Origin of the sequence: Achromobacter sp. HNDS-1 (genome assembly GCF_040084795.1) — a bacterium.
Classification (GTDB): domain Bacteria; phylum Pseudomonadota; class Gammaproteobacteria; order Burkholderiales; family Burkholderiaceae_B; genus Achromobacter; species Achromobacter ruhlandii.
Genome location: NZ_CP157584.1, coordinates 3,349,826 through 3,371,298 on the forward strand (window position 1 = coordinate 3,349,826; position 21,473 = coordinate 3,371,298).

Genomic DNA, 21,473 nt, shown 5'->3' on the forward strand with positions numbered 1-21,473 from the left:
GCTTGCGGATTTACTTGTAGGAACGCAGTATGCGGTCGGCTTCGCGCTGGGCGTCGGTCAGCGCCTGCTGCGGCGTCTTCGAACCCGTCAGCGCCGCCTGCAGGGCGTCGTTCAGGGTCTTGGTGACGCGCTGGTTCTCGTGGGTCGAAAATTCGGCCACGCTCACCTGCAGCTGGTCGCGCGCCACGGCGGCGGCCGGCACATCCTGCGCGTACTTCTTCATCTTCTCGGTCTGCCAGGCGGCCGGCGTCACGGCCACGTAGCCGGTGGCGATGCTCCAGTCGGCGGCGCGCTCGGGCGTGGTGGCCCACTGCGCGAACTTGAGCGCGGCCTGCTGTTGTTCAGGCGTGCCGCTCTTGAAGATGTAGAAGTTGCCGCCGCCGGTCGGGCTGCCCCCGCGCTTTTGCTGCGGCATCATCGCCACGCCGAACGGGAAGTCGGCGTTCTTGCGGATGTTGGTCAGGTTGCCGGTGGTGGTCCAGATGATGGCGGCCTTCTTTTCCAGGAAGTCCTTGGGCGTGGTGCCCCAGTCGATCGTGCCGGTCGGCATGACCTTGTGCTTGGCCGACAGGTCGCGCCAGAACTGCGCGGCCTCGACCACGGCGGGCTTGTCCAGGTAGACCTCGTTGCCGGCCTCGTTCATCAGGATCGCGCCGTTGGGCGTGGTCAGGGCCTGGAACAGCCAGTAGGCGAAGGCGCCGCCCGACGGGATCTCGATGCCCCACTGGGTGGTGTTGCCGCTGGCGTCCTGCTTGGTCAGTTTCTTGCCGTACTCGACCAGCTCGGCCCAGGTGGCCGGCGCGCGCTCGGGATCCAGGCCGGCGGCCTTGAACAGATCCTTGTTGTAGTACATCACGATGGTCGAGCGCTGGAACGGCACGCCCCAGGTGTGGCCGCCGGTGCGGCTGTTCTGCATGAAGGCGTCGTAGAAGCCGCCCAGCCACTGCTTGTCGGCGTCGCTTTTGGCCAGCGAGTCGATCGGCACGATGGCGTCTTCGTCGATCAGCGTGAACATGTCGGTCGACAGCAGCACGGCCAGTTGCGGCGGCGTGCCGCCCTTCAGGGCGGTCAGCGCCTTGGCGATCGAGTCCTGGTACGAGCCGGCGTAGATCGGCTTGATCTTGATGCCGGGGTTTTCCTTTTCGAAGTCCGTCACCATGTCATCGACGATCTTGGTGATCGGGCCGCCCACGGCGACCGGATAGTAGAACTCCACTTCGACGGGCTTTTGCTGCGCCTGCGCGGGCAGCGACAGGCAGGCGGCGGCAAGGCTGGCGGCCAGGGTCTTGAGTACGATGCGTCGCATGATTGCGTTTCCTTTCCTGTGGATTGGGCGTCTTCAGCGCCCGACGGTGTCGATGACCGCCGAGTCGGCGGCAAAGAAATGCTGTTGTTCGGCCGGCCACGACAGGCGCAGCGCCTCGCCGGCGCGGGCTCGCAGGTGGCCGCCCACGCGCACCGCCACGCCGCCGCTGTCGCCGATCCGGCAGACCACGATGGAATCGGCGCCGAAGTACTCCACGCTTTCCACCGTGGCGGCGATGCCGTCGCTGTCGATGCGGATGTGCTCGGGGCGCACGCCCAGCTTGGCGGCGCCCTCCGGCGCGCCGGCGATGGCCGGACCGTGGGTGCCGGCGATCACCGTGGCGCCCTGGAGCGGCATCAGGTTGATCAGGTTCATGGGCGGCGTGCCGATGAAGCGCGCCGCGAATTCGCTGGCCGGACGGGCGTACAGGCCGTCCGGCGTGTCGTGCTGTTCGATCTGGCCGCCGCGCAGCAGCACTACCTGGTCGGCCATGCTCATGGCCTCGGTCTGGTCGTGCGTGACGTACACCATGGTGATGCCCAGGTCCTGCTGCAAGGCGCGGATCTCGCGCCGCATCTCATGGCGCAGCTGCGCGTCCAGGTTGGACAGCGGCTCGTCCATCAGGCACACCGGCGCCTCCGAAATCACCGCGCGGCCCAGCGCCACGCGCTGCTGCTGGCCACCGGACAGTTGCGACGGCTTGCGGTCCAGCAGGTGCCCCAGGCCCAGCAGCGAAGCCACGCGTTGCAGGCGGCGGTCGTAGTCGCGCGCCGGTTCCTTGCGCACCTTCAGGCCGAACAGAATGTTCTCGCGCACCGACAGGTGCGGAAACAGCGCGTACGACTGGAACACCATGGAAATGCGGCGCTTGGCCGGCGGCAAGTGGGTGACGTCGCGGTCGCCGATGCGGATGGTGCCGGACGTGGGCGTGTCGAGCCCGGCGATCATGCGCAGGGTGGTCGACTTGCCGCAGCCCGACGGGCCCAGCAGCACGGTGAAGCTGCCGGCCGGCACGGTGAAGCTGACGCCGTGGATCGCGGCCGCGCCGCCGTATTGCTTGGTGAGGTTATCCAGAACGATGGATGACATGCTGTCTCTTGGATCTAGTTTTCTGATCCGTCTGCGGCGCGTGCGATGAAAACCTTTTCATTGTGCAGCGCAAACATGACGGAGATATGGCAGGGCATAGTGTTTGTAATCGAGATCGGGGGCTCAGGCGAAGGGATAGGGCCCGGGGTATTCCCCAATCACGGCGTGGTGGGTGACCAGCGCGCCATCGTGCCACCAGTGCAACTGGTAGCCCGGCGGCTCCATGATGTATTGCAGCGTCGGTCGGGGCCCCAGCTCCAGCGCCAACTGGTGCGCGGTGCCGGGACAGGTCGAGGCAATGGTGCCGCCGAAGCGGCGGAAGATGGTGCGGTGCAGGTGGCCGCACAGCACGCGCTCGACGCGCGGATAGCGCGCCACGATGCGTTCAAGTTCCGCGCCGCCCGCCAGCAGGCCGATGTCGTCCATGTGCTCGATGCCGGTCTGGAACGGCGGGTGATGCATCAGCACCAGCGTCGGCCGGTCGGGTTGCTCGGCCAGGCGCGCGGCCAGCCAGCCCAGGCGTTCGTCGCACAGCTCGCCGTGGCTCTTCATCGGCACCACCGTGTCCAGCGCCAGCAGGCGCAGCGGATACGTTTCCACCGCGTACTGGATGAACGGCCCCTGGCCTTGCAGGTAGCCGTGGTCGGGGAAGGCGGCGCGCAATTGCGCGCGGTCATCGTGGTTGCCGGGCAGCAGGAAATAAGGAATTTCAAGCGCCTGCAACTGCTCGCGCAGCGCCTGGTATTCATGCGGACGGCCCAGGTCCGTCAGGTCGCCCGTGATCAGCACGCAGTCGGGCCGCGGCGTCAGCGCGTTGAGCGCGCGCACCGCCGGGCCGAGGAAGGCGGCCGGGTCGATGATGCCGTAGGCCTTGTCGCCCGGGGTGCGCATGTGCAGGTCGGTAATCTGTGCGATGAGCATGACGCGTGTCTCGATCGTTATTTTTGTGGATGAAGTTCAGCGGCGCACCGGCGCCGCGGTGCCGCCGACCACGATGCAGTGCGGCAGGCGATTGGATTGGGGCGGCTGGCCGTGGATCTGCGCCAGCAGGTTGGAGCAGGCGGCCTGGCCGATGCCGTCGCTGGGTTGCGCCACCGTGGTCAGCGGCGGCGTCAGCAAGGCGCCGAAGCGCATGCCGTCGAAGCCGCAGACGGAAATATCGGACGGAACCGAAAGACCCAACGCCACCAGATCGGCAATCACCGCGGTAGCCAGCAGGTCGTTGGAGCAGAACAGCGCCGTCGGCGCCTGCTTGCCGCGCAATGCGGACTTGAGCGCATCGGCGTCGCTGCCGGTGTGCGAACCCATGGCGATGTGCTGGATCGGTTCCAGGCCCAGCTTCTTGGCGCAGGCGCGCGCGCCCGACAGGCGGCGGCGGGCACGATCCGATGCCGTCAGCGGGCCGGTCACGATGGCGATGCGCCGATGCCCCAGCGCCGCCAGGTGCGAGACCATGTCGATGGCGGCGGCGCGGTTGTCGACCGAGGCATAGGGGTGGTCGGTGGATTCGTTGTAGACCAGCACGTAGGGCATGCCGGCGCTGTCCAGGTCGTCCAGCGTGGCGCTGCGGGCCGCGTCGGCCACCGTCAGGATCAGGCCATCGACCTGGTGGTCGATCAGGCCCTGGACCGCGGCCGATTCCACCGCCGGGTCATAGCCGGTGGCGGTCAGCATCACGCTGTAGCCGGACTCGCGGGCGCGCCGTTCGGCGCCCTCGAAGCACTCGGCGAATACCGGATTGGACAGCGTCGGCAGAATCAATCCGATCGTGCGCGTGCTGCCCGAACGCAGGCTGCGGCCGACGCGATTGGGCCGGAAGCCCGCGCGCTTGGCGATGGCGCGGATGTGCGCCAGCGTATCCGGATGGACGATTTCGGGCTGGTTGAACGCGCGCGAAACCGTGGCGGGGGAAACCCCCGCCTTACGGGCCACTTCGATGATGGAAAAGCGGGGCGATGCGCGCGACGCCATGGCTACATTGCTGCCGGTTTGCTGAAAACGTTTTCATCTTACAAGACAAATATGACCTTTGTGTTGCACCCGTTTGCGCTATGCTGATAACAACGCAACAACATAAGGCCAAGGCGCGACGCGGCTCGAAATCCCTGTGAAAACGCGGTTTTTTCAGTGGTTTTCCCAATTGACGCGGCGCGCACAATGGCTGGGTTTGTCATGATTGGCACGCACCATCGGGCGCGCCGTATCCGGACAAACCCCAGGTCAAGGGGACCGGGTGCGGAAGTCAGTACCGCGCATCTCGCGCGGCTCCGGGAAAGAGGAAAGGATCATGTCTACTGCCTTAAACAGACTTGGCGCGCTTGACGCGGCGCGCAAGCTGCAACGGCGCGAATTGACCGCGGTGCAATTGGTGCGCGCCTGCTTTGCGCGCATCGAACAACGCGAAAACACCATCCATGCCTGGACGGCGCTGCAAAAGCAGGCTGCCCTGGACCACGCGGAAATGCTGGACCGCAGCCCGCTGCGCGGCCCGCTGCATGGGCTGCCGATCGGCGTCAAGGACCTGTTCGACACCGTCGACCTGCCCACCCGCTACGGATCTCCCATCTACGAGCGCCACCATCCCGGGCTGGATGCGGCCGCCGTGGCGCTGTGCCGCCATGCCGGCGCCATCGTGATCGGCAAGACCGTCACCACCGAATTCGCCACCTACCAGGCCGGCCCGACGCGCAATCCGCGCAACGAGGCCTACACCCCCGGCGGCTCCTCCAGCGGCTCGGCCGCGGCGGTGGCCGACGACATGGTGCCGTTCGCGCTGGGCTCGCAGACCGCGGGCTCCATCATCCGCCCCGCTTCGTATTGCGGCATCGTCGGCTACAAGCCCACGTTCGGCGCGATCCCTCGCGCCGGCGTGAAGAGCCTGGCCGAATCGCTCGACACCGTGGGCGGCTTTGCCCGCTCGGTGCCGGACGTGGCCCTGTTCGCTTCGGTCCTGATGCGCGATCCGCGCCTGCTGAACCTGAGCTACGACGCCAAGCCACGCATCGGCATGTACCGCAGCCTGCAATGGCGTCACGCCCAGTCCGAAACCAAGGAAGCCTTCGCCCAGGCCGCCGCCACGCTGTCGCGCGCGGGCGCCCATGTCGAAGAGGTGCCGCTGCCGCCCGAGCATTGCATGCTGGTGCAACTGCACGCGGACATCATGGCGTTCGAATCGTCGCAGTCGCTGGCCTACGAACGGCTGGAACACGCCGCGCAACTCAGCCCGAAGATCCAGGCAATCCTCGAGGCCGGCGCGCAGATCTCCGCCGAACAGCACATCAACAACCTGGCGCGCGCCGCCGAATCGCGCGCGCGGGTGGATGGCTGGTTCGACAAGTACGACGTGCTGCTGGCGCCCGCGGCCAGCGGCGAGGCGCCGTTCGCCGACCTCGGCACGGGCGATCCGCAGTTCTCGCGCGCCTGGACGCTGTTCGGCCTGCCGTGCCTGAACCTCCCGTTCGCCACCGGCCCGCAGGGCCTGCCGGTGGGCCTGCAACTGATCGGCAAGCGCCACGATGACCACCGCACCCTCGCGATCGCCGCCTGGGTCCACGAGCGGCTGCTGGCCGCGCGCGAACCCGACATCGGCGCTTCCGACATGTGGCCGCGCGGTTGACCCGACCCGCTGCGCCTGTCGTGGCGCGGTCGAATGCGTCGCGCAAAAGAAGAAAGCCCGCCGGATAAAGGCGGGCTTTGTTTGTGCGGAGCGGCTTCACCGTAAGAAGCGCGCGGGGGACGCGGCGGCGGTAACCGCCACGCCCGCGGCCTGGCGGCGGATCACGCGGCCTCGGCGGCTTCCTGTTCGGTGGTGACGGCGCCGGCGTTGATGTGGCGGTTCACCGCGCTCAGCACGGCCTGGAACGAGGCCGTCACGATGTCGCGGTCGATGCCCACGCCGAAGCCCGTGCTCGAATCGCCTACGCGCAGTTCCACGTAGGAGGCGGCGCGGGTGTCGGTGCCGGTGCCGATGGCATGCTCGTGGTAGTCCATGATGCGCACCGGCACGTCCAGCGCGGCCACGAAGGCCGAGATGGCGCCATCGCCCTTGCCCGTCACCACGCGGCGTTCGCCGTTGTATTCGAGTTCGGCCTCGATGCTGAAGTGCTGGCCTTCGCCGGCCGACGGATTGCCGTCGATGCGGTGACGCACCAGTTTCCACGGGGCCTTCTGTTCCAGGTACTCGCGGTTGAAGATGGTGTGCACGTCGTCGGCGGTGACTTCGCGGCCGGTCTCGTCGGTGACGCGCTGGATGGCGCGGCTGAATTCGATCTGCAGGCGGCGCGGCAACACCAGGCCGTGTTCCTGTTCGAGCAGGTACGACACGCCGCCCTTGCCCGACTGGCTGTTGACGCGGATCACGGCGTCGTAGCTGCGGCCGAGGTCGGCCGGGTCGATCGGCAGGTACGGCACTTCCCAGACGGCGTCCGGCTGTTGCTGCGCGAAGCCCTTCTTGATGGCGTCCTGGTGCGAACCGGAGAAGGCCGTGAAGACCAGGTCGCCGGCATACGGGTGGCGTGGGTGCACGGGCAACTGGTTGCAGTACTCGGCGCAGCGGCGCACTTCGTCGATGTCCGAGAAGTCCAGGCCCGGGTGCACGCCCTGGGTGTAGAGGTTCAAGGCCAGCGTGACCAGGTCGACGTTGCCGGTGCGCTCGCCGCTGCCGAACAGGCAGCCTTCGATGCGGTCGGCGCCGGCCATCACGGCGAATTCGGCGGCGGCCACGGCGGTGCCGCGGTCATTGTGCGGGTGCACGCTCAGGACGATGCTGTCGCGGCGCGCCAGGTTCTTGTGCATCCACTCGATCTGGTCGGCGTACATGTTCGGCGTGGTGGCCTCGATGGTGGCGGGCAGGTTCAGCACCATCTTGCAGTCCGGCGTGGGCTCCCATACGTCGGCCACGGCGTTCGAGACTTCCAGCGCGAATTCGGGTTCGGTCGTGCTGAAGACTTCGGGCGAGTACTGGTAGCGCCACTTGGTTTCCGGGTGCTTGGCCATGTACTGCTTGACCAGGCGCGTGCCGGTCGTGGCGATGTTCTTGATTTCGTCCTTGGTCATGTTGAACACGACCTTGCGGAACGCCGGGGCGCAGGCGTTGTACAGGTGGACGATGGCCTGCTTGGCGCCGGCGGCCGATTCCACCGTGCGGCTGATCAGGTCTTCACGCGACTGCGTCAGCACGATGATGGTGACGTCGTCGGGGATGCGCTTTTCGTCGATGAGCTTGCGCACGAAATCGAAGTCGGTCTGCGAGGCCGACGGGAAACCCACTTCGATTTCCTTGAAGCCGATCTTGACCAGCTGTTCGAAGAAGCGGAGCTTGCGCTCGACGCTCATCGGTTCGATCAGGGCCTGGTTGCCGTCGCGCAGGTCGGTGCTCATCCAGATCGGCGGCTGCGTGATGCGGCGGCTGGGCCAGGTGCGCTCGGAAAAGTCGCGAGTGAACGGCGTGAAGGGGACGTATTTGGCGGCGGGGTTGGCAAGCATCATCACTACACCTCGATCGGTTTCTTGTGAATCCCGGGATCGGTTTCCTCGGCCGGCATGCGGCCGGATGGCGGCCTGGTGCCAGGGTTGGCCGCATTCGCGCGGCGCAAGATTCAGTTTTGAAAAAGGGAAATCGCGTGTGGCAAGCGTGGCTGCCGAGCTACCACGGGGACACTAGGCCCGGCAACCGATCGGTAGGTATAGCGATAGCGCGATGAAGGCGGTGCGAGCGCGCAGGCCGGCAACCGGAGCGGCGGAGCGTCCGGTGGCAATCGCGAGGGAGGTGCGGTAAGCGGCCATAGGTTGCTAGTCAAACATACTTTTGCGGACAGCGCAATCGGAAAGGCGATAAAAAAAGCCGGGGACGGATCCGTCCCCGGCGTGTTCGGCGCCTGCGGCCATCGATCGCGCGAAAGATCCCGCGAAAGATCGCGCGAAAGGCTCGGCAGGCGCGTGGCCGACGCCCGGGGCCCTTTCGCCCTGGGGCGATTGCCGAATGGCGCGGCAGGCGTGAAGGGCGCGACAGGCGTTATTGCGTCTGCATGTGCCCGTTCTTGACCACCTGGCCCAGGCGCTCGCGCTCGCTCTTGGCGAACTCGACGAAGCTGGCGCGCGAACCGCCGCCCGGCTCGATGCTGCTCTGGCGCAGCGCGTCCTGCACTTCCTTGGTCTGCAGCGATTGCTCGACGGCGGCGTTCATCTTGTCGAGCACGTCGGCGGGCGTGCCGGCGGGCGCGTACAGGCCGGCCCAGTGGCCGATGCGGATGGCGGGGAAGCCCAGTTCGGCGGTGGTGGGGATGTCCGGCGCGCTGGCCATGCGCTTGTCCCAGGTGGTGGCCAGGGCCTTGAGCTTGCCGCTTTGCACCAGCGGCAGCGTGACGATGCTGGCTTCCGAGGTGGCGTCGACCTGCTTGCCGATCACCGCGGTCACGCCTTCCGAGCCGCTCTTGTAGGCGATCGGTTCGACCGGCAGGCCGGTGGCTTCCTTGACCATCTCGGCCACGAAGTGCGGCGTGCTGCCGTTGCCGGCGGTCGAGAACGTGATACGGTCGGTCTTGGCCTGCTTGGCGCGTTCGACGAAGTCCTTCAGGTCCTTGGCCGGGTTCGACGGGTTGGCCACGATCACCGACGGCGTGATCGACAGCAGCGCGACCGGGGTCAGTTCTTCATCCTTGTAGGGCTGGTCCGAGCGGATCAGGCTGTTGGTGACCGTGCCGTTGCTGCCCACCAGGTAGGTGTAGCCGTCGGCCGCGCTGCGCGCGACGTGCGCGGCGCCGACCACGCCGCCGGCGCCGGGGCGGTTTTCGACGATGACGGGTTGGTTCAGGGTCGTGCCCACCGCCTTGGCGATGATGCGGGCGACCAGGTCGTTGGCGCCGCCGGCGCTGAAGGGCGCGACGAAGGTGATGGGTTTGTCGGGCCAGGCGGCGGATGCCGGGGCGGCGACGAAGGCGGCCGAGCAGGCCAGCAGAAGGCCGGCGGCATACCGGACGGGGGTACGGAACATGTAAAGCAACTCCAGGGGGCCGGCCGCGCATCCGACTGGTCTCTGCAGTCGGCTTGGTCTGGTTCTAAAGGTGCGCGGCCCGCGGTTGCGCGAGCCTGGAGGGGCAGTATAGGGGAGCCCGGCTGGCAGGGGACTGAAACAAACAGGCCGCCTGACGGCGGCCTGCAAGGATCGGACGAACGGCGATGCGCGCCGTTCAGCGGGCGGGGCCGCCGATGCGCGGCTCGATGTAACGTTGTTCGCGGGAATCGCGGCGGTCGTCGTCGCGGCCGTCACGCGATGGCCGGGCGGCCTTGCCGTCGAGGATCTCGGCCTGTTCGGCCACCATGGCGATCTTGCCGATGCGGTTGTGGCGGATTTCCGACAGCGAGCGATGCAGGTCGCCGACGGTGAAGGGTTCTTCGCGGTCGCCCCAGGTCCAGCGCAGCACGCCCAGGGATTCGTCCGACAGTTGCGGCGCCAGGTCGGCCAGCACGCCCGTGCCGACCGGCGTGGCGCGGCCCGAAGCCAGGCTGGCCGACAGCCAGGCGCGCAGGATGAAGAAGACGATCAGGGTCCAGATGCCGGCCACGACCCACCAGATGTACGGGTTGACCTTCTGCACCATGTCCATGGTGGGCTGGCCGAGCGAATGCAGGAATTCGTAGTTGACGCGCTTGCCGAAATCCAGGATCCAGGAGGCGGCGAGATACCAGACGATCACGGCGACGGCGATCACGATCGCGCGCACGAGAAGCCTGGGAAGCGCCAGTTTGAGCAGGGTCTGGCCGATAAGACGGCAATCCTGGCGAACGCGTGCGGGCGAAGTCTGATTCATCATGCAAAATATTGTACCTATGACCCGTCCTATTTTAGAACTGCGGCCCGGTCAGCATCTGACGCTGACCCCTCAACTGCAGCAATCCATCCGGTTGCTGCAGCTGTCCACGCTCGAGCTCGAGGCGGAAATCTCGCAAGTGCTCGCGGACAATCCGTTGCTGGAACGCGACGATGAACCCTCCTCGGTCGAGACCCAGGCCGAATCCGAGCGTGAATCATCGGTGCAGGACGACGAACCCGCGCCCGAACGCGACACGCCGGTGGAGGAGATGCCGGGGTCGGGCGGCGTCTATCCCGATGACGATTCCAGCATGCCCGAGGCGGCCCGGCCCGATACCCTGCGCGAACACCTGCTGGGCCAGCTGGTGCTGACGCGCGCGGCGCCGCGCGATGCCGCGCTGACCGCGCTGCTGATCGACGAATTGGACGAGAACGGCTATCTGGGCTCGCCGCTGGAGGAAATCCTGGGCTGGCTGCCGGCCGAGATGGAGCCGGACCTGGATGAGCTGCGCGCGGCCTTGTCGCTGTTGCAGTCGTTCGACCCGCCGGGCATCGGCGCGCGCGACATGGCCGATTGCCTGCTGTTGCAACTGCGCAACCCCGACCCGGCGCGACTGCCGGAGGCCGCCGACCCGAAGGTGCTGGCCTGTGCTCGTCAGGTCTGCGCCCAGCATCTTGCGCTGCTGGCCACGGGCAACACCGCCAAGCTGTGCGCGGCCACGGGTTGTGACGAGGCGACGCTGCGCGCCGCCCATTCCCTGATCCTGCGCCTGGAGCCGCGTCCGGGCCGCGCCTGGACGGTGCCGGCGGCGGACTACGCCGTGCCCGACGTCATCGTGCGCAAGACGCGCCGCGGTTGGCAGGTGACGCTCAACAGCGCGGCCGTGCCGCGGCTGCAGATCAACGGGCTGTACGCGCAGATGCTGGGCAACCAGAAGGAGTCCGCCCACGCCGGCCTGCAGTCGCAGTTGCAGCAGGCCAAGTGGATGATCCGCAACGTCGAGCAGCGCTTCGACACCATCCTGCGCGTGGCCCAGGCCATCGTCGATCGCCAGACCGCCTTCTTCAGCCAGGGGCCGGCGGCCATGCGGCCGCTCATCCTGAAGGACATCGCGGGCGAACTGGGCCTGCACGAGTCCACGATTTCACGCGCCACGACACAGAAGTACATGCTCACTCCGTTTGGCACGTTGGAACTCAAGCGCTTCTTCGGGACAGGGGTGTCGACCGATGGCGGCGACGCCACCTCGGCCACGGCGGTGCAGACCTTCATCCGCCAGATGGTGGCCGAGGAGAACCGCGCCAAGCCACTGTCGGACAGCCAGATCATGGAAAAACTGGCCGACCAGGGCATCGTCATCGCCCGCCGCACCGTGGCCAAATACCGCGAGGCGCTGCGGATTGCGCCAGCGGCATTGCGCAAGGCGCAGGCTGCCGCGCGATGAAATAAGGGACGTTTCTTCGCAAAAATGTCCCTTATTTCAACAAGTTAGAAGATCGCGTGGTTGCAAATTATTTACGCTGAGTACTTGCCATTGCATGAACAAATGCCGATAATTATTCTCATGTACATTTGCGTATGTAATGCCATCACCGAACGCCAAGTCCGCGCCAGCGTGGACGCGGGCGCGACGTCGCTTTCCGACCTGCAGTTCGAGCTGGGCGTGGCCACGTGCTGCGGCTGCTGCGCGGCCACCGCCGCCGAATACCTGCCGGGCGGCCGCTGCTCCAGCGTGTGCGATGTGCGCTCGATCGCCGTTCCGGTCAACCCGCCGGCCACCATGGCCGAGCCGGGCGCGTCCGCGGCGAACAGCAGCTATCCGGTCATCCAGGTCGCCGTCGCCTGAGCGGCATCGCCACCTGCCACGGCTTGCAGGCCCAGCCCTGCAAGCCGTTGTGTTTCCGTTTCACAAAAATCCCTGATCATTCCCGCCAATTGGCGCACTGGCTCGCGTGCCGGTTCCGACAGGCATAGCGCCAGTTCGGACGGCGGCACCGCCGGCAGCATGTCGTCGACCAGCCGATGGCCGGCTGCGATGCAGCGGCGTTCCAGCAAGGCCACCCCCAATCCTCCCGCCAGCGCGGCCTGGATTCCCATGAGGTTGGGACTTTCGTAAGCGATGCGCCAGCGCCGTCCTGCGCGTTCCAGTGCATGGATGGCGCGGTTGCGGTAGATGCAGCCCTGCGGAAAGGCCACCAGCGGCACCGGTTCGGTGCTGGCGGGAAGCGCGTGCGAGCCGGCGATCCAGTGCAGGTGTTCCGACCAGGTCGTCAGCGCCGGACCGGCGCCGGGTTCGCGCTTGAGCAACGCCAGATCGAGGTCGCCGCGTTCCAGGCCGCGCGTCAGGGCCACGGTCAGGTCGCAGCGCACCGACAGCCTGACCGCCGGCCGGGCGCGGGCGAACTGCGCCACGATGGCCGTCAGCGTGTCCGCCGCGAAATCGTCGGGGATGCCCAGCCGGATCACCTCCACCCGCTTGCGGCCGCTGACCGCTTCGCGCACCTCGCTGGACAGCGCCAGCATGCGCCGCGCATAGCCCAGCAGACGCTCGCCGTCCTCGGTCAGGTGGACCTGGCGGCCTTCGCGCACGAACAGCGTGCATTCGAGCGTTTCCTCCAGCTTGCGGATCTGCTGACTCACGGTGGACTGGCTGCGGTGCACCCGTTCGCCGGCGCGGGTGAAGCCGCCCGCGTCGACGACAGAGACGAAGCTGTGCAATAGATCGAGATCGAGCATGGGAGGCGCCTTTGCATCGGTTTTTCAAATACTTTTGATCCAAATAAAGCGTTTGTCAATGGATAGGGCCGCGCCCAGAATGGGCTCCTCTTCCTTTGCCCGGACCTGCTGCCATGAAGGCGTCATCGACTTTGCCCGCCACCGCCCTGCCCACAGACGCGCCAATGGGGGTGGCCTGGGCGCCCATTGCGGCGTTCTGTTTTCTGTGGAGTTCGGCGTTCGCGGCGGCCAAGATCGCGGTGCGCGACTGCCCGCCGCTGACCCTGCTGACCATCCGCTTCCTGATCGCCGGGGCCCTGATGCTGGGCGTGGCGGCGGCCAGCGGCCGGTGGTCGCGGCCCAGCGCCCGCGATCTGGCGGCGCTGGTGCTGCTGGGGGTGTTGAACAACGGGGCCTACCTGGGCCTGAGCTGGAGCGGCATGACGACCGTGTCGTCCGCGTTCACGGCGGTGCTGATCAGCACCAATCCGCTGCTGATCGGGGTGCTGGCCGGGCCCGTGCTGGGCGAGCGGCTGGGCTGGCGCAAGATGCTCGGGCTGTGCCTGGGCCTGGCGGGCGTGGCGCTGGTGCTGCGCTCGCGGCTGTCGGGCATGCAGGAGGATCTGTATGGCACCCTGCTGGTGACGGGCGGCCTGGTGGCGCTGGTGGCGGGCACGCTGCTCTACAAACGCCTCAAGCCGTCGACGGGACTGTGGATGGCGACGGGCATCCAGTCGCTGGCCGGCGCGGTGGCGCTGATGCCGGTGGCGCTGCTGCACGAGAGCATTGGTGACGCGCGCATGACGGCCAGCCTGTTCTGGAGCATGGCCTACATGATCGTGGCGGTGTCCATCGGCGGCTATTACCTGTGGTTCATGATCCTTGGACGCGCCAGCGCCACCGCGGCCAGCGCACTGCATTTCCTGATGCCGCCGCTGGGCCTGCTGTTCGGCTGGGTGGTACTGCGCGAGTCGGTGTCGTGGCTCGACCTGCTGGGCATCGTGCCGATCGCGTTCGGTATCTGGCTGGCGACGCGGCGCGCCGCCTAGGCGAGGACAGCGCGCGCGTCACGCGTGCCGAGGCCGGGACGTGCGCCTGGCGCGGGGGCTCGCGCGGTGGCCAGGGTTGGGTCTGCACATCGCGGCTTGATGTCGGAACGGTCTGATAGATTCATGGCGTCATCGCGGCATTCACGCGGTGCGGCGCGCATGAAATGCCACGGTGAATGCGCCACCCGTGTCCGCGCAGGCCGCGAAACCGCGATGCGCCGCCTGCGGGACATCGCGCATGCATACTCATTCTCATTCGTCTGTCGCTTTCTTGTAGCGCTCGTAAAGCGGTTTACCAAATGCGCGCCAAGGCTAGTCGCGGCCCCGCGGCCGATGTTAGTCTGCCGGGGTTGCGTACTCGCGGCATCGTGCGCTTCTTGTCGCGATGCAGTGCGCGTCGCGCCTGACTGCAAGGAGTCCATCATGAAAGGCGATAAAACCGTCATCCAATTCTTGAACAAGCAGCTGACCAACGAGCTGACGGCGATCAACCAATACTTCCTGCATGCGCGCATGTTGAACCACTGGGGTTTCGACAAGCTGGGCAAGCACGAATACGAAGAATCCATCGGCGAAATGAAGCATGCGGATCGCCTGATCGCGCGCATCTTCATGCTCGACGGCCTGCCCAACCTGCAGGACCTGCACAAGCTGCTGATCGGCGAGGACGTGCCGGAACTGCTGGCCTGTGACCTGAAGCTGGAGCAAGGCGCCCAGGCCACCGTCAAGGAAGCCATCGCCTATTGCGAATCGGTGCGCGACTACGTGTCGCGCGATCTGTTCCAGGACATCCTGGACGATACCGAAGAGCACATCGACTATCTGGAAACCCAGATCGACCTGATCGACAAGGTCGGCCTGCAAAACTACCTGCAAAGCCAGATGTCCGTGCCCGATTGATCCATCGGCCCGGCATGAAAATGGCGCCCCTCGGGGCGCCATTTCTTTTGGTGACCGCGCGTGGCGCGATCCGGGCGAGGCGGCCTATTGCGGGCGCGCCGGGCATTCGGCCATCGTGCCCCAGGCCCGGTTGGGACCACAGTACTTGTTGCGGGCTGCCCACGAGCACGAGGGGCGCTCGAAGAAGCCTTGCGTGGCACAGTGGGCCAGTTCGCGCTTGAGCGCGTCCTGCCAGCCGGGCGCGCCGGGCGCGGGCGACGAATTGGGCGGGGGCGGCGCCTGCACCATCTGGGTGTTGCCATAGCCGGCAGCCTGTTGACCCGGGGCCTGGCCCTGGCCGCCATTGACGGCGGCGCCGGTGCCCGGCGCCTGCAGGTCCAGCGTGCTGACGTCGGAGCCGCCTTGCGGCAGCGGCACTTGCGAGGCGGCGGCGATTTCGCGGGCCTGTTCCTGGCTGATGCGTTCGCGCGAGATTTTCACGGCCGGATCGCTGACGGTGTCGAACAGCGAGACGGTGTTGATGGCCCATTCGCGGTCGGCGGGCTTGTCGGGCACGCCGAGCGTGCCGTCGATGCGCGGCTGCGGCGGCTGGGCCACGTAGGGACGCCCGTTGGCGTCGAGCACGGGCTGCTGCGACGCGGCCGCATCCTGGCCGGGCGCAGGCGCGGCGGGCGGCGCATGCGCCACCAGCCAATCACCCAGTTGAATGCCGCCCCAGGCCGACGCGCCAAGCGCCAGCAGGAGCGTTGCGAATAATAAACGCCAAGACATTGCTACCCTCATCTGCCGTGCGGTACCCGAACGGGTCTACGCCTTGTCTCCGAAGACCTTGCCGCCGTGCTCCCGCATGGCGTGGAATTTCACATCCGGATACAGTTCCTCGGCCACGCGCAACTGCGCGGGGGAACTGATCAAAAACGCCGCCGCATCGACCACATCATAGGCGATATGGGCGGCATTGGCATCCATGAACTTGCGCAGCGCCTTGGGGTTATCAGAAGTAATCCAACGTGCCATTGTGTAGCGCGAAGGCATCATCCGGGCGTCCACGCCGTACTCGGTCTTGAGGCGGTGCGCGACCACTTCAAACTGCAGCTGGCCGACCGCGCCCAGCAGCAGCGAGCCGCCGGCGGCCTCGGGGCGGAACACCTGGATGGCGCCCTCTTCGCCCAACTGCGTCAGGCCGGTGCGCAACTGCTTGGTGCGCAGCGGGTCCTTCACTTCGACGGCCTGGAACAGTTCCGGCGCGAAGAACGGCAGGCCGGTGAATTGCAGCGTTTCGCCTTCGGTCAGCACGTCGCCCAGTTGCAGCACGCCGTGGTTGGGAATACCGATCACGTCGCCGGCATAGGCCTCGTCCAGCAGTTCGCGGCGTTGCGACAGGAACGACACCACGTTGTTGGGGCGCATTTCCTTGTTGGTGCGCGCGACCTTCAGGCGCATGCCGCGCTCGAAGCGGCCGGAGCTCACGCGCACGAAGGCGACGCGGTCGCGGTGGGCCGGATCCATGTTGGCCTGCACCTTGAACACGACGCCGGTGAACTTGGGTTCCTCGGGCTGCACTTCGCGTTGCAGCGCGACGCGCGGGCCGGGGGGCGGGGCCTGCTCGACCAGCGCGTCCAGCACTTCCTGCACGCCGAAGTTGTTGATGGCCGAGCCAAAGAACACCGGGGTCTGCTTGCCGGCCAGGAATTGATCGCGGTCGAACGCGGGCGCGGCTTCGTTGATCAGCTCGATCTCGCCGCTGGCCTGGTCGAAGGCCGAGCCGAAGCGGCGCGCGATCTCGGGGTTGCTCAGGCCTTCGATGAAGTCGTCGTTGTCGGAACGGCGCTCCTGGCCGGGGCGGAACACGCGCATGCGGTCGCGGCGGATGTCGAACACGCCGCCGAAGGCCTTGCCCATGCCCACCGGCCACGAGAACGGCACGGCGTCCATGCCCAGGTGGCCTTCGATTTCCGACAGCAGCTCGAGCGGCTCGCGCACTTCACGGTCCATCTTGTTGATGAACGTGATGATGGGCGTGTTGCGCGCGCGGCAGACCTGCAGCAGGCGGATGGTCTGCGGCTCGACGCCGTTGGCGGCGTCGATCACCATCAGCGCGGCGTCGACCGCCGTCAGCACGCGGTAGGTGTCTTCCGAGAAGTCCTGGTGGCCCGGGGTGTCGAGCAGGTTGATGACGCAGTCGCGGTATTCCATCTGCATCACCGACGACGCCACCGAAATGCCGCGCTGCTTTTCGATTTCCATCCAGTCGGACGAGGCGTGGCGCGAGGCCTTGCGCGCCTTGACGCTGCCGGCGATCTGGATCGCGCCTGCGAACAGCAGCAGCTTTTCGGTCAGCGTGGTCTTGCCCGCGTCAGGGTGGGAAATGATGGCGAAGGTACGGCGCCGCGCTACTTCTTGTGGGATGTTCATGATCGGAGGATTCAACCTGACGCCGCGGCCTGGGCCCGGCGCGGTCCGGTATCGTGCATCGAAACAAGCGGGGCACGCGCCGTTGCCGGCGCATGCCCCGCGCGTGGAAATTCAGGAATGGCGGCGGAACGACGCCAGGAACACGCCGGCCAGGATGAACAGCGAACCGAAGGTGCGGTTCATCCAGCGGATGTGCTTGGCATCGCGCAGCAGGCGCAGCACGCGCGCCGCCAGCAGCGTGTACACGCCCATCGCCACCAGGTCGGTGAACGCCAGCGTGCCGGCCAGCGCCGCGTACTGCGGCGTCAGCGGCAAGGCGGTGTCGACGAACTGCGGCACCACGGCCAGCAGGAACACCGTGCCCTTGGGGTTCATGGTGTTGATCAGGAAGCCGCGCATCACCAGCTCGCGGATCGAGGCCTGCTTGGGATCGCCGGCATCGACCGCGACCGGCGCGGCGTCGGTGCGGATCTGGCGCACGCCCAGGTAGATCAGGTAGGCGACGCCGAGGTACTTGACCACGTTGAAGGCCATCTCGGAGGTGGCCAGCACCGCGCCCAGGCCGACCGCGACCACCACGAACTGGAACAGGATGCCCAGGATCAGGCCGGCCGTGTTCCAGTAGCCGCGGGCAAAGCCGTACTTCAGTCCGGAGGACATCGCGGAGATGGCCCCCGCGCCAGGCGAGAACGAAATGGCCCAGGAGGCCAGGAAGAACGTCAACCAGGTGGAAAGAGGCATGATGGCGCGGGTCCGTGGGTCGCAGTAACAGAAATGCCGCTGATATTACTTGGAGAGCAGCGCCGCGCGCGGGCCGCCGGCCGGGCGGCCGCCGTTGCCGCTGCCGGCGGGACGGGCGCTGCCTTCGGGGCGGCGGTGGTTCTGCTGCGGGCGGGCGTCGCCCCGGCCGGCGTGGGCCGGACGGTCGGACGGCTTGCCGTCGCGCTGGCCCTGGCCGCCGCGGTTGTCGCCGCCGGCACGGGCCGGCGCCGGGGCGCGGCCGCCGTTGGCGTTGCGCGGCGCGGCGTTGGCCGGGCGCGAACGGGGCGCGCCGGCGTTGCCGCCGCGGCCGCCGTTACGGCCGCCGCCGCCACGCGGCTGGCGCGAGTCTTCGTCGCGTTCCTGGCGTTCGAAGGCGGCGGCGCTGGTGGCGGGCGGGGTCCAGTCGGCCACCGGCTTGCGCTCGATGGTCTTCTTGATCAGGCGCTCGATGTCCTTGAGCAGCTTGATTTCGCTGTTGTCCACCAGCGAGACCGCGGCGCCGGTGGCGCCGGCGCGGCCGGTGCGGCCGATGCGGTGCACGTAGTCTTCCGGCACGTTGGGCAGTTCGAAGTTCACCACCTGGGGCAACTGGTCGATGTCCAGGCCGCGGGCGGCGATGTCGGTGGCCACCAGCACCGTCACGGTGCCGTCCTTGAAGCCGGCCAGCGCGCGGGTGCGGGCCGACTGGCTCTTGTTGCCGTGGATCGCGGCGGCGGTCAGGCCGTCCTTGACCAGCTTTTCGGCCAGGCGGTTGGCGCCGTGCTTGGTGCGCGTGAACACCAGCACCTGGTGCCAGCCGCTTTCGCGGATGATGTGGCTGATGAGGTCGCGCTTGTGGTGCTGTTCGACCAGGTGCACCGTCTGGGTGACCAGTTCGGTGGCGGTGTTGCGCGGGGTGACCGAGACTTCGCCCGGGTTGTTCAGCACGCCGCGCGCCAGCGAACGGATCTCATCCGAGAAGGTGGCCGAGAACAGCAGGTTCTGGCGCTGCTTGGGCAGCAGGGCCAGGATCTTGCGGATGTCGCGGATGAAGCCCATGTCCAGCATGCGGTCGGCTTCGTCCAGCACCAGGATCTCGACGCCGGACAGGTCGACCGTCTTCTGGCCGCAGTGGTCCAGCAGGCGGCCGGGAGTGGCCACCAGGATGTCCAGCGGCTTGCGCAGGGCGGAGATCTGGGGGTTGATGTTGACGCCGCCGAACATCACCATGGACGTCAGCGAGGTGTGCTTGCCGTAGGTCTGCACCGATTCGGCCACCTGCGCGGTCAGTTCGCGCGTCGGCGTCAGGATCAGGCAGCGCGGGCGGCCGGCCTTGCGGGCTTCCGGCTTGCGCTGCATCAGCAGATGAAGGATGGGCAGCGTGAAGCCGGCGGTCTTGCCGGTGCCGGTCTGGGCGGCGGCCAGCAGGTCGCCGCCCTTGAGGACCTGCGGAATCGCCTGGGCCTGGATGGGGGTGGGCGCGGTGTAGCCGGTATCGGCAATGGCGCGCAACAGGGAATCGGCCAGCCCGAGGTCGGCGAAAGAGGAAGAGGTAGTCAAAACAACTCCAGCGGCAGCCCGTCGCTCAAGTTGAGAGACTCCAATCCAGGCGGACGAATAAGGAGAAAAGGGAAGCGCCCCTGAGGGCGAAGCTTGGCGGCGAAGTGCCTAGCGGACGCGTGCGGATTGGCAAAGCACGCGAAGCGATTGTAGCCGATGCGGCGCTGCGGCACGCATGGGCCGCCGGGCATGGTATTGCAGGGTAACAATTTGCATAACAATCGCACGAAATTAGTGTAATCCCTAGGCTGCCCTCCCTATAATCCGTCGGCTTACCTCCACCAAAAGAATCAAGGGTTGCTATGAAAAAGGCGGCAATAGCGGGTCTGGTCGTTGCACTGGGCGCAATCTGGACCGGCACGGCCTGGTACACCGGCCAGAAGGCCGAGGCGTTCGTCAAGCAGTCGATCGAAGACGGCAACGTCGAACTGCGCAAATTCGGTGAAAAGTGGGGCGTGACGCCCGTGATCGAACTGATGTCGTTCGAGCGCGGCGTGTTCTCGTCGACCGAGCGCTATCGCGTCAAGTTCACCCTGCCCGCCAAGGATGGCAAGCCGGCGGAGGAGCGCGAGCTGCAGTTCGTCGAACACCTGTCGCACGGCCCCTTCCCGTTCTCGAACCTGGCCTCGGGCAAGCTGGCTCCGGCCATGGTCGCGAGCCGCTTCCAGATCGAGGAAACCCCGGCGATCAAGGGCTGGTTCACGGCCACCAAGGGCGCCACGCCGCTGTCCGGCGCCTATAGCGTCAGCTACGGCAAGCAGGTCACCGGCAGCTTCAATCTGGCGCCGGCCGAAGCCTCCAGCAACCAGACCAAGCTGACCTTCTCCGGCATGACCGGCGATGTCGACTTCGACACCAACACCAAGCATGGCGTCCTGGCGCTCAAGAGCGACAGCCTGGCGCTGGACGGTCCGGCCGGCGAGAGCGATATCGTCGGCATGGCGGTCAAGGGCATCACGCTCAACAGCGACCTGACGCCGGGCAAGAGCGATATGGCCATGGGCAGCCAGAAGCTGGTCTTCAAGGAATGGACCATCACGTCCAAGACCCAGCCGCCGGTGCTGTTCAAGGACACCAGCATCGCCGTGGACCTGGCCGAGGCCGACACCGGCGTGAACGCCAAGATGGTGCTGGATTTCGGCATGATCAATGTCCGGGAAAAGGACATGGCGGGCCTGCAGCTGGCCATCGGCATGAAGAACATGGACCCCAAGGCGCTCAAGGCGCTGAATGACGTCTATGAGGCGTCCTCGCGCCGCATGATGCAAAGCGGCGACGACGAAGCCAAGCCCGAGTTCACGCCCGAAGAGCAGCAGATCCTGAAGACCAACGTCGAACTGCTGCTGGCCGGCAATCCCAGCCTGTCGGTGTCGCCGCTGCAGGTGCGCACCGCCAACGGCACCTCGACCTTCAACCTGGACGTGGACCTGGCCAAGCCGGCCTCGACCGACAAGCCGGCCAGCGATGTGGCCATGGAAGCCATCCGCAAGCTCAACGCCAAGCTGGTGCTGTCCAAGGCCAATCTGGCCGACCTGATGGCGATCGAGCCGCAGATGCGTGGCGTGCCGGCCGACCGCGCGGCCCAGACCGCCAAGGGCCAGGCCGAAATGGTCGGCACCATGGCGGTGGCGATGGGCGTGGCCAAGGCGGAAAACGACAACATCGTTTCCTACCTGAACTACGCCGACGGCCAGGTCGACTTCAATGGCAAGAAGATGCCGCTGCAGCAGTTCGTGATGATGGTCATGAGCGGCGCGATGGGCGGCATGCGCTGAGGCGCGGACGACACCCTGGCGCCGGCATGATGCCGGCGCCCAATGCGGGCTGCGGCGCCATCGGGCGTGGCAGCCCGTTTTTCATGCGCGGCGTATGCTTGCGGAGCCGGCC

Annotated in this window: 18 protein-coding genes; 6 read left to right on the top strand and 12 right to left on the bottom strand. The window is 66.9% G+C overall.

Going from position 1 to position 21,473, the window contains the following annotated elements:
* Positions 1 to 10 precede the first annotated feature (10 nt).
* From ABFG95_RS15520 to ABFG95_RS15535, 4 genes are all read right to left on the bottom strand, one after another.
* Positions 11 to 1,306, bottom strand: coding sequence for an ABC transporter substrate-binding protein (locus ABFG95_RS15520; protein ID WP_348994743.1), 1,296 nt, complete (start codon positions 1,304 to 1,306; stop codon positions 11 to 13).
* A 33-nt stretch (positions 1,307 to 1,339) separates the two neighbouring features.
* The gene (locus ABFG95_RS15525; RefSeq protein WP_175147165.1) at positions 1,340 to 2,395 is read right to left on the bottom strand and encodes an ABC transporter ATP-binding protein; all 1,056 of its coding nucleotides are present in this window, start codon (positions 2,393 to 2,395) and stop codon (positions 1,340 to 1,342) included.
* A 123-nt stretch (positions 2,396 to 2,518) separates the two neighbouring features.
* Positions 2,519 to 3,316: a phosphodiesterase gene (locus ABFG95_RS15530; RefSeq protein ID WP_348994744.1), complete on the bottom strand. Its 798-nt coding sequence runs from the start codon at positions 3,314 to 3,316 to the stop codon at positions 2,519 to 2,521.
* 36 nt (positions 3,317 to 3,352) lie between these two features.
* Positions 3,353 to 4,366 carry a LacI family DNA-binding transcriptional regulator gene (locus tag ABFG95_RS15535; protein WP_175147163.1) on the bottom strand — a complete coding sequence of 338 codons (1,014 nt, stop codon included), beginning with the start codon at positions 4,364 to 4,366 and terminating at the stop codon, positions 3,353 to 3,355.
* 316 nt (positions 4,367 to 4,682) lie between these two features.
* Here ABFG95_RS15535 and ABFG95_RS15540 point away from each other — a divergent pair, with 316 nt between their 5' ends.
* Positions 4,683 to 6,011: an amidase gene (locus tag ABFG95_RS15540; protein ID WP_063584852.1), complete on the top strand. Its 1,329-nt coding sequence runs from the start codon at positions 4,683 to 4,685 to the stop codon at positions 6,009 to 6,011.
* A 161-nt stretch (positions 6,012 to 6,172) separates the two neighbouring features.
* On the opposite strand, the gene leuA is transcribed toward ABFG95_RS15540, so the two are convergent.
* The 3 genes from leuA to ABFG95_RS15555 form a co-directional block, all read right to left on the bottom strand.
* On the bottom strand, positions 6,173 to 7,882 hold the full coding sequence (gene leuA, locus ABFG95_RS15545; protein ID WP_348994745.1) for a 2-isopropylmalate synthase: 1,710 nt from the start codon (positions 7,880 to 7,882) through the stop codon (positions 6,173 to 6,175).
* A 526-nt stretch (positions 7,883 to 8,408) separates the two neighbouring features.
* Positions 8,409 to 9,386 (bottom strand): tripartite tricarboxylate transporter substrate binding protein, encoded by a 978-nt coding sequence (locus tag ABFG95_RS15550; RefSeq protein WP_100503075.1) that lies wholly within the window; start codon positions 9,384 to 9,386, stop codon positions 8,409 to 8,411.
* A 196-nt stretch (positions 9,387 to 9,582) separates the two neighbouring features.
* A complete protein-coding gene (locus ABFG95_RS15555) occupies positions 9,583 to 10,206 on the bottom strand; it encodes a hypothetical protein (RefSeq protein WP_059268861.1) in 624 nt (207 codons plus the stop codon).
* Between ABFG95_RS15555 and rpoN the strand changes: the two genes are divergently transcribed.
* Both rpoN and ABFG95_RS15565 read left to right on the top strand, forming a co-directional pair.
* Complete coding sequence (rpoN, locus tag ABFG95_RS15560; protein WP_049070495.1) at positions 10,205 to 11,650, top strand: RNA polymerase factor sigma-54; 1,446 nt, start codon at positions 10,205 to 10,207, stop codon at positions 11,648 to 11,650. The genes ABFG95_RS15555 and rpoN overlap by 2 nt on opposite strands.
* A gap of 102 nt (positions 11,651 to 11,752) precedes the next feature.
* Positions 11,753 to 12,052 (top strand): (2Fe-2S)-binding protein, encoded by a 300-nt coding sequence (locus ABFG95_RS15565; protein WP_100503077.1) that lies wholly within the window; start codon positions 11,753 to 11,755, stop codon positions 12,050 to 12,052.
* Here the strand turns inward: ABFG95_RS15565 and ABFG95_RS15570 are convergent.
* On the bottom strand, positions 12,022 to 12,942 hold the full coding sequence (locus ABFG95_RS15570; RefSeq protein ID WP_063569657.1) for a LysR substrate-binding domain-containing protein: 921 nt from the start codon (positions 12,940 to 12,942) through the stop codon (positions 12,022 to 12,024). The genes ABFG95_RS15565 and ABFG95_RS15570 overlap by 31 nt on opposite strands.
* 164 nt (positions 12,943 to 13,106) lie before the next feature.
* Between ABFG95_RS15570 and ABFG95_RS15575 the strand changes: the two genes are divergently transcribed.
* Positions 13,107 to 13,970, top strand: a complete 864-nt coding sequence (locus ABFG95_RS15575) for a DMT family transporter (RefSeq protein ID WP_278990339.1) — start codon at positions 13,107 to 13,109, stop codon at positions 13,968 to 13,970.
* A gap of 423 nt (positions 13,971 to 14,393) precedes the next feature.
* Positions 14,394 to 14,870 (top strand): bacterioferritin, encoded by a 477-nt coding sequence (gene bfr, locus ABFG95_RS15580; RefSeq protein ID WP_006386993.1) that lies wholly within the window; start codon positions 14,394 to 14,396, stop codon positions 14,868 to 14,870.
* An 84-nt stretch (positions 14,871 to 14,954) separates the two neighbouring features.
* Here bfr and ABFG95_RS15585 read toward each other — a convergent pair whose 3' ends face one another.
* The 4 genes from ABFG95_RS15585 to ABFG95_RS15600 all read right to left on the bottom strand — a co-directional run bounded on the left by ABFG95_RS15585 (position 14,955) and on the right by ABFG95_RS15600 (position 19,586).
* Entirely contained in the window at positions 14,955 to 15,653 is a 699-nt protein-coding gene (locus ABFG95_RS15585) for a hypothetical protein (protein ID WP_100508066.1), read from the bottom strand.
* Between the two features lie 24 nt (positions 15,654 to 15,677).
* Positions 15,678 to 17,285: a peptide chain release factor 3 gene (locus ABFG95_RS15590; RefSeq protein WP_020925644.1), complete on the bottom strand. Its 1,608-nt coding sequence runs from the start codon at positions 17,283 to 17,285 to the stop codon at positions 15,678 to 15,680.
* Between the two features lie 111 nt (positions 17,286 to 17,396).
* Positions 17,397 to 18,026: a LysE family transporter gene (locus ABFG95_RS15595; RefSeq protein ID WP_049070507.1), complete on the bottom strand. Its 630-nt coding sequence runs from the start codon at positions 18,024 to 18,026 to the stop codon at positions 17,397 to 17,399.
* A gap of 45 nt (positions 18,027 to 18,071) precedes the next feature.
* Entirely contained in the window at positions 18,072 to 19,586 is a 1,515-nt protein-coding gene (locus ABFG95_RS15600) for a DEAD/DEAH box helicase (protein WP_059268869.1), read from the bottom strand.
* Between the two features lie 302 nt (positions 19,587 to 19,888).
* Between ABFG95_RS15600 and ABFG95_RS15605 the strand changes: the two genes are divergently transcribed.
* Entirely contained in the window at positions 19,889 to 21,361 is a 1,473-nt protein-coding gene (locus tag ABFG95_RS15605) for a YdgA family protein (RefSeq protein WP_054515606.1), read from the top strand.
* The last annotated feature ends 112 nt before the right edge of the window (positions 21,362 to 21,473 follow it).

What these genes read in the sequence shown, in the direction of transcription:
- ABFG95_RS15520 (WP_348994743.1), bottom strand. Translation starts at nt 1,306, where the DNA reads ATGCGACGCATCGTACTCAAGACCCTGGCCGCCAGCCTTGCCGCCGCC.
- ABFG95_RS15525 (WP_175147165.1), bottom strand. Translation starts at nt 2,395, where the DNA reads ATGTCATCCATCGTTCTGGATAACCTCACCAAGCAATACGGCGGCGCG.
- ABFG95_RS15530 (WP_348994744.1), bottom strand. Translation starts at nt 3,316, where the DNA reads ATGCTCATCGCACAGATTACCGACCTGCACATGCGCACCCCGGGCGAC.
- ABFG95_RS15535 (WP_175147163.1), bottom strand. Translation starts at nt 4,366, where the DNA reads ATGGCGTCGCGCGCATCGCCCCGCTTTTCCATCATCGAAGTGGCCCGT.
- ABFG95_RS15540 (WP_063584852.1), top strand. Translation starts at nt 4,683, where the DNA reads ATGTCTACTGCCTTAAACAGACTTGGCGCGCTTGACGCGGCGCGCAAG.
- leuA (WP_348994745.1), bottom strand. Translation starts at nt 7,882, where the DNA reads ATGATGCTTGCCAACCCCGCCGCCAAATACGTCCCCTTCACGCCGTTC.
- ABFG95_RS15550 (WP_100503075.1), bottom strand. Translation starts at nt 9,386, where the DNA reads ATGTTCCGTACCCCCGTCCGGTATGCCGCCGGCCTTCTGCTGGCCTGC.
- rpoN (WP_049070495.1), top strand. Translation starts at nt 10,205, where the DNA reads ATGCAAAATATTGTACCTATGACCCGTCCTATTTTAGAACTGCGGCCC.
- ABFG95_RS15555 (WP_059268861.1), bottom strand. Translation starts at nt 10,206, where the DNA reads ATGATGAATCAGACTTCGCCCGCACGCGTTCGCCAGGATTGCCGTCTT.
- ABFG95_RS15565 (WP_100503077.1), top strand. Translation starts at nt 11,753, where the DNA reads ATGCCGATAATTATTCTCATGTACATTTGCGTATGTAATGCCATCACC.
- ABFG95_RS15570 (WP_063569657.1), bottom strand. Translation starts at nt 12,942, where the DNA reads ATGCTCGATCTCGATCTATTGCACAGCTTCGTCTCTGTCGTCGACGCG.
- ABFG95_RS15575 (WP_278990339.1), top strand. Translation starts at nt 13,107, where the DNA reads ATGGGGGTGGCCTGGGCGCCCATTGCGGCGTTCTGTTTTCTGTGGAGT.
- bfr (WP_006386993.1), top strand. Translation starts at nt 14,394, where the DNA reads ATGAAAGGCGATAAAACCGTCATCCAATTCTTGAACAAGCAGCTGACC.
- ABFG95_RS15585 (WP_100508066.1), bottom strand. Translation starts at nt 15,653, where the DNA reads ATGAGGGTAGCAATGTCTTGGCGTTTATTATTCGCAACGCTCCTGCTG.
- ABFG95_RS15590 (WP_020925644.1), bottom strand. Translation starts at nt 17,285, where the DNA reads ATGAACATCCCACAAGAAGTAGCGCGGCGCCGTACCTTCGCCATCATT.
- ABFG95_RS15595 (WP_049070507.1), bottom strand. Translation starts at nt 18,026, where the DNA reads ATGCCTCTTTCCACCTGGTTGACGTTCTTCCTGGCCTCCTGGGCCATT.
- ABFG95_RS15605 (WP_054515606.1), top strand. Translation starts at nt 19,889, where the DNA reads ATGAAAAAGGCGGCAATAGCGGGTCTGGTCGTTGCACTGGGCGCAATC.